Annotated in this window: 14 protein-coding genes and 1 tRNA gene; 8 read left to right on the forward strand and 7 right to left on the reverse strand. The window is 40.7% G+C overall.

Going from position 1 to position 10737, the window contains the following annotated elements; genetic code table 11:
• Nucleotides 1-286 precede the first annotated feature (286 nt).
• The 3 genes from SD31_RS19120 to SD31_RS19130 are packed head-to-tail and all read right to left on the reverse strand — an operon-like array spanning nt 287 to nt 2130.
• Nucleotides 287-748, reverse strand: a complete 462-nt coding sequence (locus SD31_RS19120; RefSeq protein WP_231561457.1) for a carbon starvation CstA family protein — start codon at nt 746-748, stop codon at nt 287-289.
• A complete protein-coding gene (locus tag SD31_RS19125; RefSeq protein WP_231561458.1) occupies nt 720-1682 on the reverse strand; it encodes a carbon starvation protein A in 963 nt (320 codons plus the stop codon). The genes SD31_RS19120 and SD31_RS19125 overlap by 29 nt, the downstream gene beginning before the upstream one ends.
• A complete protein-coding gene (locus SD31_RS19130) occupies nt 1642-2130 on the reverse strand; it encodes a carbon starvation CstA family protein (RefSeq protein WP_231561460.1) in 489 nt (162 codons plus the stop codon). Before SD31_RS19130 ends, SD31_RS19125 begins: the two co-directional genes overlap by 41 nt.
• Nucleotides 2131-2444: 314 nt before the next feature.
• Here SD31_RS19130 and SD31_RS20275 point away from each other — a divergent pair, with 314 nt between their 5' ends.
• Together SD31_RS20275 and SD31_RS10555 are read left to right on the forward strand one after the other, a co-directional pair.
• Entirely contained in the window at nt 2445-2888 is a 444-nt protein-coding gene (locus tag SD31_RS20275) for an AMP-binding protein (RefSeq protein ID WP_156138316.1), read from the forward strand.
• Nucleotides 2845-4119: an AMP-dependent synthetase/ligase gene (locus SD31_RS10555; protein WP_197053666.1), complete on the forward strand. Its 1275-nt coding sequence runs from the start codon at nt 2845-2847 to the stop codon at nt 4117-4119. The genes SD31_RS20275 and SD31_RS10555 overlap by 44 nt, the downstream gene beginning before the upstream one ends.
• A 150-nt stretch (nt 4120-4269) precedes the next feature.
• On the opposite strand, the gene xerD is transcribed toward SD31_RS10555, so the two are convergent.
• Entirely contained in the window at nt 4270-5163 is an 894-nt protein-coding gene (xerD, locus tag SD31_RS10560) for a site-specific tyrosine recombinase XerD (protein ID WP_039054095.1), read from the reverse strand.
• An 88-nt stretch (nt 5164-5251) separates the two neighbouring features.
• Here xerD and SD31_RS10565 point away from each other — a divergent pair, with 88 nt between their 5' ends.
• The 4 genes from SD31_RS10565 (at nt 5252) to SD31_RS19145 (ending at nt 8120) form a co-directional block, all read left to right on the forward strand.
• Nucleotides 5252-7168: a M16 family metallopeptidase gene (locus SD31_RS10565; RefSeq protein WP_231561462.1), complete on the forward strand. Its 1917-nt coding sequence runs from the start codon at nt 5252-5254 to the stop codon at nt 7166-7168.
• 31 nt (nt 7169-7199) lie between these two features.
• The gene (locus SD31_RS19135) at nt 7200-7559 is read left to right on the forward strand and encodes a hypothetical protein (protein WP_231561464.1); all 360 of its coding nucleotides are present in this window, start codon (nt 7200-7202) and stop codon (nt 7557-7559) included.
• Nucleotides 7529-7834 (forward strand): insulinase family protein, encoded by a 306-nt coding sequence (locus SD31_RS19140; protein WP_231561471.1) that lies wholly within the window; start codon nt 7529-7531, stop codon nt 7832-7834. The genes SD31_RS19135 and SD31_RS19140 overlap by 31 nt, the downstream gene beginning before the upstream one ends.
• Nucleotides 7835-7901: 67 nt before the next feature.
• Nucleotides 7902-8120 (forward strand): hypothetical protein, encoded by a 219-nt coding sequence (locus SD31_RS19145; RefSeq protein WP_231561465.1) that lies wholly within the window; start codon nt 7902-7904, stop codon nt 8118-8120.
• Nucleotides 8121-8377: 257 nt separating this feature from the next.
• Here the strand turns inward: SD31_RS19145 and SD31_RS10570 are convergent.
• The 3 genes from SD31_RS10570 to SD31_RS10575 all read right to left on the reverse strand — a co-directional run bounded on the left by SD31_RS10570 (nt 8378) and on the right by SD31_RS10575 (nt 9461).
• Nucleotides 8378-8462, reverse strand: a tRNA-Ser gene (locus tag SD31_RS10570).
• Between the two features lie 113 nt (nt 8463-8575).
• A complete protein-coding gene (locus SD31_RS19150; protein WP_231561467.1) occupies nt 8576-8686 on the reverse strand; it encodes a bestrophin family protein in 111 nt (36 codons plus the stop codon).
• Nucleotides 8676-9461 carry a bestrophin family protein gene (locus SD31_RS10575; protein WP_231561469.1) on the reverse strand — a complete coding sequence of 262 codons (786 nt, stop codon included), beginning with the start codon at nt 9459-9461 and terminating at the stop codon, nt 8676-8678. The genes SD31_RS19150 and SD31_RS10575 overlap by 11 nt, the downstream gene beginning before the upstream one ends.
• A gap of 49 nt (nt 9462-9510) precedes the next feature.
• Here SD31_RS10575 and SD31_RS10580 point away from each other — a divergent pair, with 49 nt between their 5' ends.
• On the forward strand, nt 9511-10362 hold the full coding sequence (locus tag SD31_RS10580) for a glycoside hydrolase family 25 protein (RefSeq protein WP_039054094.1): 852 nt from the start codon (nt 9511-9513) through the stop codon (nt 10360-10362).
• 6 nt (nt 10363-10368) lie between these two features.
• A complete protein-coding gene (locus tag SD31_RS19155) occupies nt 10369-10548 on the forward strand; it encodes a thioredoxin family protein (RefSeq protein WP_231561470.1) in 180 nt (59 codons plus the stop codon).
• The last annotated feature ends 189 nt before the right edge of the window (nt 10549-10737 follow it).

Raw genomic sequence — 10737 nt, forward strand, 5'->3', positions numbered from 1 at the left:
CCTTTCTCAYMAAATTCTTTTGTAGCCCTATCCACCGGAAATACCGGACCCCACCACTATGACATCAAAATAATTACTTTTACTCATATTAGGTTGATTCAATTCGGTGCCTAAGATAAAAATATTACACCTGATTCCCTACAATCTTTCTTTTGCCCTCGGACACAACACCTTATTTTTTTGGCATAATATTTGGCCTATTAAATTGAAAACATAGAAATTAACGTTAATCGTTATTTTATATACAACATTCTTCCGGCCCACCCTAAAAAGTGGGCCTTTCCATTTATCTTTCCACCAGTTCTTTAACCACTTCACCATAACTATCCACTTTTTCAGTTTTCATCTTCATCAGATGAAACCATTTTATGAAAGCATTCACAAAAACTATAAACATCAGCACAATCGCTAAAGCTGCCAATGCAGCAAGTAGATACTGTCCATGAGGGAGATAAATGGTAAAAATCTGCAAATAGCTGGCCCAGAACGTGATGATAGCCATCACCACACCTGGTATTGCCGTGCATAAGGCGTACTTACCCCTGTTCAGACGTATCAGCATAGTGGTACAAACAATAAGACCGCACGCTGCCAGCAGTTGGTTGCTGATACCGAAAAGCGGCCAAATACTGCTTACATTCCCCGTATAAACCAGATATCCCCAAGCAAAAGTGAAAAGAGCACTACTAATAAGAATTCCCGGAAGCCAACTCTTATTTTTAAACGCAGGAATAAAATTGCCCATCATCTCTTGTAGAAAAAAAACGCCCCACCCGTGTTCCCGCATCGATAGCTGTAAGAATAAATACAGCCTCAAACATGATAGCAAAATTGTACCAATAAGCTACGACATCATCCATAAAAGGTATCTTATCAAATATATGAGCCATCCCTACAGCCAGAGATACTGCTCCTCCCGTCCTTCCATATAAATCTATCCCTATTCTATCCATGAAATGATCCAAATCCACAACCTTCATATCCGGGAAGGCAGCCAGAAAAGAATCATATTTTGCGGCAGGGGTGTTGATAGCAAAATAATCTCCCGGCATCAAAGTACAGGCCGCAATCAAAGCCATCAGTGCCACAAATCCTTCCACAAGCATCGCTCCATAGCCGACAAAAAGCACATCACGCTCCTGTGCCAACATCTTCGGTGTAGTGCCCGTGGCAATGACCGCATGAAATCCAGAAATCGCACCGCAAGCTATAACGATAAAGATAAAAGGCAATACAGGACCACCGATGACCGGCCCTCCACCATGAATGAAAGATGTAATTGCCGGCATCTGAATAGTGGGCTGCACAAAGATTATACCCACTGCCAACATAAGAATAGTTCCTATCTTAAGATAGGTGGACAGATAATCACGTGGAACCAACAACAGCCACATCGGCAATACGGAAGCAAAAAAACCATACACCGCAATAGCTATAGAAATGGTTTCCACATCCCAATGGAAAAGATTAGCTATATGATCATATTGCATCAGGCTATGCCCTCCGATAATTCCTACGATAAGCAAGATCCCGCCAAGGGTGCTTGCCAGCAGCACGGAATCTTTCCTATACCGCATCAACAACCCCATGATAATCGCTATAGGCATTGTTATCAATACCGTAAAGAGAGACCATGAAGCCTCATGCATGGCACTGATGCAAGCCAATGATAGCCCTGCCAAAGATCAAAATAAGAATAAACAAAACCGCAAAACCGGCGATATACCCTGTCGTCTTCCCAATCTCTTTAGATGCTATGGTCGCTAAACTTTCCCCCCTGTGACGTACAGAAGCAAACAGCACAATCATATCGTGCACTCCTCCCGCTAAAACACAGCCTATCAAAATCCATAATGCTCCAGGAAGATATCCAAACTGCGCAGCAAGTACAGGACCTACTAAAGGACCTGCCGCCGCAATAGCTGCAAAATGATGACCAAACAAGACGTTCTTGTTGGTAGAAATATAATCATGGCCGTCAGCAAACTCTACCGCCGGCGTAGGATGTGCATTATTAAGACGTAAAACCTTATTCGCCATAAAAATGCCATAAAATCTGTAAGCTATGGCAAAGAGCAATAACGCCACAAAAATTAAAGTCAATGCATTGATACCGTTTAAAAATTCCATAAGGTTTATGATTGGTTAAATCGTATTAAATATCCAATATTATAAAATATTTTTCAAAAAAAGAACCTCAAATATAAAATATTTTAAAATAACAGCTCAACAAATACCTTAGACTTTATCCTCCCAAAAGGAAAAAATTCGAAACAAAAAAACAATATCTGTTTGTTATAATACAGGATAACCGACACATAATTACCTATTATTTTAAATCTTGAAGTTTTATTTTTTGTATCTTCGCAAACTTTACTTAATCATTAAATGTTGAACAATATATCGGCCCAATAAAATAATTCTAAAAAGGCCGTCATATCAATATGGAACAGGAAAAACAAGATTTAAGATTATTTGATTTGGCTCGTAGACAGCTGAATCTATATCCCAATCTAACCATTTTTGCGCATAAAGTTAACCATGAGTGGAAGGAAGTGAAGACTTCAGAATTTCTGGCTCAGGTTGATGCCATATCTAAAGGTCTTATAGCTTTGGGCGTGGAGCCCAATGAAAAAGTAGGACTTATAGCCGACAGCAGCATGGAATGGCACATTATGGACTTTGCTATCCAACAAGTGGGAGCTGTATGCGTGGCTATGTATCCTAATATTACGGACGCAGATTATCAATATATTTTTAATGACGCAGAAATAAAACTCTGTGTAGTCAGCAACAAAAGCCTTTATAAACAGGATTACAAAACTTCAGGAGTCCTTATACACCTTGAAATATGTATTCTGTATTGCCGAAATCGAGGAAGCCCGTAACTGGAAAGAAATAATAGAACTGGGCAAGAATATTAAGGATGAAACACTGCAACAACGAATGAACGCCGTAAAACCGGAAGATCTGGCAACCTTAATCTACACTTCCGGTACTACAGGCAAGCCTAAAGGCGTAATGCTGACACATAACAACATCATGTTCAACGTGATGGCTGCCCGTGAAATCACTCCTTGTCAGGCTTACGACAGGGCGCTAACCTTCCTGCCGCCATGTCATGCTTATGAGAGAATGGTTATTTATACCTACATGTATATCGGTATCACGATCTATGTGGCGGAATCGCTCGAAAAAATAGGACAAAACGTCAAGGAAGCACAACCCCATATCATGACGGCCGTACCACGGATCTTAGAGAAAGTGTACGAAAAGATCATGAAAACCGGACAGGAGCTTACCGGGGCTAAAAGAAAAATATTCGATTGGGCTGTCAAAGTAGGGGAAAAATACGATCCAGATTCTAAAAAAAGATCTTTTGCCTACAACCTACAGCTAAAAATGGCAAAAAAACTTGTCCTTGACAAATGGTATGAAGCTTTGGGAGGCCATCTAGTTACGGTAGCTTCAGGTTCCGCATCCCTCCATAACAAGCTAGCACGTGTATTTATGGCTGCCGGTATCCCTCTTTATGAAGGCTATGGTATGACTGAAGCCTCTCCCCTCATCTCGGTAAACCATTATCAGAAGGGTGTCCGCGTAGGAACTGTAGGTCTTCCCGTAAAATATGTAGAAGTAAAATTAGCAGAAGATGGGGAAATCCTTGTGAAAGGCCCTAATGTTATGCAAGGCTACTACAAAAATCCTGAAGAGACAGCAAAAACCATTATCGACGGCTGGCTGCATACCGGAGATATCGCCGTGCTGGAAGAAGGAAAATTTATAAAAATCATAGACCGTAAGAAGGAGATGTTCAAAATTTCCGGAGGAAAATATGTCATCCCACAGCCTATTGAGAAAAAGCTGGTAGAATCTTATTTCATCGAGCAGGCCATGGTCATAGGAGAAGGACAGAAATTTGCCTCAGCCTTTATTGTGCCTAACTACGGTCACCTGATGGACTGGAGCCGTTCTAGCGCTCCCGAGCTTATAGGTATGTCGAAAGACGAATTTTTAAGCCATCCCACCATCGTCAAAAAGATAAACAGTGAAGTTCGCCTAGCAAACAAACATTTCGGAAACTGGGAGCAGAATAAAAAAACCGATTATACTTCATAATGAATTTACAGTAGAGGGAGGTGAACTTACACCTACCCTTAAAATGAAACGTAAGGTAATCCTCGAAAAATATAAAAAAGAATACAACGAGCTTTATAAGTCTGACAATGACGAAGAATAAAAAAGGGGGCGATAATCGCTTCCCTTTTTTTATGACCTTGGATGATATTGTGTAATGATGGACTGCAGATAGTCCTTATCGATATGGGTATAAATTTCAGTGGTAGTAATACTCTCATGTCCCAACATGTCCTGCACAGCACGTAAATCAGCCCCTCCTTCCACAAGGTGGGAAGCAAAGCTGTGACGGAAAGTGTGGGGGCTGATTTTTTTCTTTAATCCTATTTTTTGCGCAAGCTCCTTAATAATCAAAAATACCATGACACGGGTCAGCTTGCCTCCCCTTCGGTTGAGAAAGACCACATCTTCGTGTCCAGCTTTAACCTGCTGCTTAGCACGCACTTCCTGAAGGTAAATCTTCAAATATTTTATCGCCTGTGCTCCTATGGGGATAAGCCTTTCCTTATTTCCTTTTCCTTCAATCTTGATAAATTCCACCTCCAGATGCAAATTCGATATTTTTAGTTCTACGAGCTCACTGACACGAAGACCACATCCATACAACACCTCCAACATAGCTTTGTTGCGCATCCCTTCCGGGTGAGAAAGGTCAATGGCACTAATAAGCTCATCGATCTCGTGTACCTCTAGGACGTCGGGAATTTTGCGAGTAAGACGCGGTGTTTCAATAAGCTCAGCAGGATTCGTAGATAGCTCATACTCAAGCTGCAAAAAATTGAAAAAAGATTTTATGCCCGATATCAGACGCGCCTGCGTGTATACCGAAATGCCAAATCCGTTCACCCACTCCAAAAAATGCTGAACATTTTTTACATTAATTTCTTCTATATTGAGCTGGTGGTCTTCACAGAAAATTTGCAGCTTCCGAATGTCATTTAGGTAGGCAGAAACGGAATTTTTTGACAAATTGCGTTCAAATAAAAGAAATTTTCTAAATTCCTGGATTACCTTCTGCCACTGCAACATAAAAAACAACTGTAAAAATCTACTCCTCTATTTTCTAATCAGATAGAAAACACTTAATTTGTTATAGAATTAACACTCTAAATTAATGAAAATATTAAAACCATTAGCTATTGCATTGCTATTACCTGCTTCATACATCGTCACAGAGGCAGGCACACCCGTTAATATAAATACGCTTCAAGCTACCCAACTTTTAAAAGACAGCATAAATTGGAATGCGCCTCTTCCCTTCGACAACGAAGTGAAAGTTGGCAAGTTGAAAAACGGATTTACTTACTATATCCGCAAAAACAAAGAGCCTGAAAAGCGAGTAACTATGTATCTGGGTGTCAAAGTGGGATCGATATTGGAAACAGAGGAAGAACGCGGCTTAGCGCACTTCTTGGAGCATATGAACTTCAACGGGCTGAAACATTTCCCTAAAAACGACCTCATAGACTACTTGCAGAAGGCTGGTGTACGGTTCGGATCGGACTTGAACGCTTACACCTCTTTCAACGAAACCGTCTATGAACTTCCTATCCCTTCAGATGACCCTGAATTATTGAAAAACGGACTTCAGGTGATGCGCGATTGGGCTCAGGATGCGCTACTCACATCAGAAGAGATTGACAAAGAACGCGGTGTCATCATGGAAGAGATGCGCGGCAACCGCGGAGCTCAACAGCGTATGCAGGACCAATACCTTCCTGTGCTTTTCAATGGTTCTCTGTATGCCGAACGACTTCCTATAGGTACCGAAGCTGTAATCACAGGATTCAAACATCAGCTCATCCGGGACTTCCACAAACGCTGGTACAGACCTGAGCTGCAGTCTATCGTCATCGTCGGCGATATCGATCCTATAGAAATGGAGAAAGAAGTTACGCGTCTCTTTTCCGATATGCAGGTACAGAAAAAAGCTGCCGAACGGAAGAAAGTGGGCATAGAGCTGCTGAATAAGAATCAGTTCAAAGTAGTCACAGACCCAGAAATGCCACAGACGGTGGTCTACATGGTAATCAAACATCCTTTTGAAGAGACAAAAACATATAAAGACTATAAACTAGAGCTTACCAAAGGCATATACTCACAGATAATTAATGCCCGTCTGTTTGAGATTGCTCAGAAACCTGATGCTCCTTTCCGCAACGCCGGTGTAGACATTGATGGATTCCTCAACATATTTGAAGCAATGAATATTTCCATCATTCCAAAACCGGGACAGCTGGAAGAAAGTATCAAGGTTGTCGTTCGTGAGTTGAAAAGATTCGAAAAGTTTGGTGCCACAGAAACCGAATTACAGCGTACCCTATCGGATTATGCAAAGTATTTCGAGAACAGTTACAATGAAAGAGACAAGAAAGAGTCTTACGTCTATGCCAAAGCATATCTCGACCACTTCTTAAACAACAGTCCTGTTTTAAGCAACGAAGACTCCTACCGGATTACAAAACAAATCCTTCCTACCATCACGCTGACGGATGTAAATGCTGTAGCAGAAAAATATTATGCCGAGGTAAACCGTGATATCATCATCCTAGGTCCAGAAAAGGATAAAGAGAAGATGCCTTCCGAAACAGCAGTAAATGGTTGGTTAGCTGCGTTGAGCAGTGAAACATTAGAAAAATACGAGGATAAAGTCTCGGAATTACCATTATTGCCGTCTACTCCGGTAAAAGGAACAGTACAGTCCACCAAAAACTTAGAAGCTATCAAGGCTAAAGAAATAACCTTGAGCAATGGCGTGCGTGTAATCTTGAAACCTACAGACTTCAAAAATGATGAAATCATCGTACGTGCGCAAAGTGAAGGAGGACACTCCTTATACAGTGATGCAGATTACTTCTCAGCTGCCTATGCAGCAAACCTCGTAAATTCTTCGGGGCTAGGGAACCTGACTTCCGTAGAGTTTAAAAAATATCTTTCAGGCAAAAATGTAAATGTCAACGCCTTCATCGATGAGCGTTCGGAAGGACTTAGTGGCTACAGTGACAAAGAAGGATTAAAAACCTTAATTTGAGATAATCTATGGATATTTCACAGCTCCTCGCTTGGATGAGGATATCTACCAAGCTTTCGTGTCGAAAACCATAGCGTCTATGCAAAACAGAGAAGACGACCCTAACTTTGTCTTCAGAAGTAGCATTAATAAAGCATTATATGGAGAAAATATCCGTCGCAACCTGCCTTCGGAAGAAAATATACGCTCAATAGACAAAGATCGTGCATTACAGATTTTCAAGGAAAGGTTTGCTGACGCTTCAGACTTCACCTTTACCATCGTTGGGTCGTTCAAGGAGGAAGAAATCTTACCTTATCTGGAAGAGTATTTGGCCGGCTACCATCCTCAAACAGTAAGGAATCCGCCAAAGACCTCAACATCCTTCCGCCGGCGAAAGGAATTAACGTAGAAGTACATAAAGGTAAAGAGGAGAAAGTGCAGGTAAACCTAAGCTTTATGGGCGACTACGCTTACAATGACCAAGAAAACATTAACATGGATGCCTTGGAATCTATCCTCAACATCAAATTGATCGAAAGATTGCGCGAGGAAGAATCTGGCGTATATGGTGTGGGAGCCGGAGCCTCATACAACAAATTCCCGAAAGGTAGATATTCATTCTCTATCGGTTTCGGCACCAGCAAAGAAAATAATCAATCGTCTGAATCCAAATTCCGCATTTAAGATTATAGATGAAATTAATAAAATCAAACAAAACGGCCCTTCAGAAGTGGATTTGAACAAATTCGTAATGGAAAAGAAAAGAGAATACGAAATAAAACTACGTGAAAACAGCTTCTGGCTAGGATCCATCTCTTCTGCCTACCGTCTACAAGAAGATCCGGCAAAAGCATTGCAGTATCTCGAAAATCTTCAAAAGGTAAATGCAGAATCAATCAAAGCCGTCGCTAATAAATATTTGCTGGAAGACCGCCTGTTCAAATTTATCCTTATGCCGGATAAAAAATAAAATACAATATACTCCATATAAAAAGCGTGTTTAGCAAGGTGAGCTAAACACGCTTTTTTGTATTTTGAGTGTAAATCAAAACATCTCTTAAGGCATAGACATTGTTAATCTAAGAGTAGACTTAACAAAAACTGCTATTATTAATCTCTCTCCTCGGTTCGAATCTGATGATGAAAGTGTATATAAAATCGTCTGTTGATGGTTTAGAAATTGACTTAAAACAGAAAAAGCTTCATCTACCGATGAAGCTTTCCTTGCGGAGAGTGAGGGATTCGAACCCCCGGACCTGTTACAGTCAACGGTTTTCAAGACCGCCGCATTCGACCACTCTGCCAACTCTCCGCCACAAAAGTAGAAATTATCCCTATTTCTGCAAAACGAAATTTATCGGATTTTCTTTATTCACTGTAAATGAGCTCAATTAATTTAAATCGACAAATGTACCTCCCCTATTCTTAAGGCAACAACATCTCACGACAGTGTTTTTTGATGTTATCGGCCATTCTATCTATAGGCAAATCGTCCGAATCCGTCCCAAAAGGTTCTTCGATAGATTCACCGATCATCTCTATGGTAATGAGAAATATAAAAAATGAAAGGCACAGCAAAACACACAAAGTATCCCATGGAAAAAACGTATCCTATAGGTAGTGTCAACGTATAGATAATGATAAAGACCTTGATAAAAGAACTATAAGCAATGGGAATGGGTGTATTTTTGATACGCTCACAAGCCCCACATACGTTCGTCATGCTGGTTATCTCCTCGTTCAATAGACGCAGCTGCTCCCCCGAGAGCTTACCTTCCCTATATAAACTGTTAGTCTTATTAAAAAGCAAAGACGCCACCTGATTAGGGCCGTGTTTCTTATCATCCAAACTTATTATTTCGGGATGGTCAGCCTCATCCAACATAAATTTCGTATACTCCGACCTTAGAAAATTATATAAGGTTTCGGCAAACAAAGGAATGGCTTTGCGATAAAAACTTCTGTTGATCTTATCTTCCCTATCCAAAAAAGCATTTAACTTGATAGATAAAGTTCGACTTACATTGGTCAATGTTCCCCACTGTTTGCGTGCTTCCCACCACCGGTCATATGCTGTATTAGTACGAAACACAAGGATAAGCGACAGGACAAAGCCTAGCAAACTATGTACTGTAGTGATGTTTTTTACCCAGCTTTTATCCGACAGTTTAAGATATTCCAATTCCAGATAAGCTATTGACCAAGAGAACAATCCCAGACCGATGATAAGAGGAAAAATTTTCTTCGTATGCTCGGCACTTAACAGATATTTGATGGGATAAAGCCAATCCTTTGGGTTATAGACTTTCATGAAATTAGTGTTGTTATAAAATCCTAAATACCTTATTTTAGTTCGCAATATGGCGAAATATCAGAAAAAGCGCAAACAAAACCTTGTCTCCACAGCCGGTGAACGTAAAACCTATTTGTTATGGAGTATCGTCATTCCCGCCATATTGATTTTCCTTATCTGTCTTTGGAATTACCGCTACAGTATCGTATACTACTATCATATGACTTTCAATAAGGAAGTCAAAAATGATAGCAACGAAAAGAGCAAACACGACGCCCGTAACATACTTTTGATGAGATCCCATAGAGACAAATGTTTCGGCATAGATATCAGCGAATATCAAGGCAAAATATTATGGGATTCAGTACGTCTGATCAACGAGGAGTTTCCCATAGACTTCATCTTTGTCCGTGCAACGATGGGCGCCAATGCGCAGGACCGTAGATTTCAGAAAAATTGGGAAGCAGTAAAAGATATCAACAAACTTCGCGGCGCCTACCATTATTTCCGCCCTAACGAAAACTCTATAAAACAAGCCACGAACTTCATCCGTACGGTAAAACTCGGCCCCGGAGATCTTCCTCCTGTATTGGATATAGAAGAGCGTCCCCGCGTGCAGCCTATGGACAGTCTTAAGGTAGGACTGAAACGCTGGCTCGACAAAGTAGAAGCTCACTACAAAGTAAAACCTATCATCTATTCTGGTGATAGCTACTTTACCGATTTCTTAGAAAAAGAATTTAAGGAATATAAGCTCTGGATAGCCAATTACAACTTCTGGGTGGAAAATCCCAAAGCCCATTGGGACATTTGGCAGTTCTCTGAAAAAGGAAGTGTAAAAGGTATACGTGGATATGTAGATTTGAATATGTATAAGTCAGATGTGGAAGACTTGGAAAAACTTACTATCCCCTATTAAAATATTATGGCAAATTTTAACGAGATAATCCAAAAGAACAACCTGGTATTGATAGATTTTTCTGCAGAGTGGTGTGGTCCCTGTCAGACATTGGCTCCTATCCTCAAAGAGGTAAAACAACACTTCGGCGAACAACTATCAATAATTAAGATCGATGTGGACAAAAAACCAGGCACTAGCACGTAACACTCGGACCTGATACAAGGGGGTTGTAACMSKTATSWAKKTACAYCCTGTATAAAGGTGGTCAACAAATATGGAGACAAAGCGGACTAATTGCCTAAGAGCGAACTGGTACGTATCATCGGCCCCACCTCGATTAGTCCATATTGTCGCTTCAGGATAGTCGTCCTTAATTTTCGTCAGCACGACCTT

This window comes from Sphingobacterium sp. T2, assembly GCF_000814685.1.
GTDB classification, from domain to species: domain Bacteria; phylum Bacteroidota; class Bacteroidia; order Sphingobacteriales; family Sphingobacteriaceae; genus Sphingobacterium; species Sphingobacterium thermophilum.

Coding starts and splice junctions, on each gene's coding strand:
- SD31_RS19130 (WP_231561460.1), bottom strand. CDS start 2,130: ATGGAATTTTTAAACGGTATCAATGCATTGACTTTAATTTTTGTGGCG.
- SD31_RS10565 (WP_231561462.1), top strand. CDS start 5,252: ATGAAAATATTAAAACCATTAGCTATTGCATTGCTATTACCTGCTTCA.
- SD31_RS19120 (WP_231561457.1), bottom strand. CDS start 748: ATGATGGGCAATTTTATTCCTGCGTTTAAAAATAAGAGTTGGCTTCCG.
- SD31_RS19150 (WP_231561467.1), bottom strand. CDS start 8,686: ATGATCGGTGAATCTATCGAAGAACCTTTTGGGACGGATTCGGACGAT.
- SD31_RS19155 (WP_231561470.1), top strand. CDS start 10,369: ATGGCAAATTTTAACGAGATAATCCAAAAGAACAACCTGGTATTGATA.
- SD31_RS10580 (WP_039054094.1), top strand. CDS start 9,511: ATGGCGAAATATCAGAAAAAGCGCAAACAAAACCTTGTCTCCACAGCC.
- SD31_RS20275 (WP_156138316.1), top strand. CDS start 2,445: ATGGAACAGGAAAAACAAGATTTAAGATTATTTGATTTGGCTCGTAGA.
- SD31_RS10575 (WP_231561469.1), bottom strand. CDS start 9,461: ATGAAAGTCTATAACCCAAAGGATTGGCTTTATCCCATCAAATATCTG.
- SD31_RS19145 (WP_231561465.1), top strand. CDS start 7,902: ATGGAAAAGAAAAGAGAATACGAAATAAAACTACGTGAAAACAGCTTC.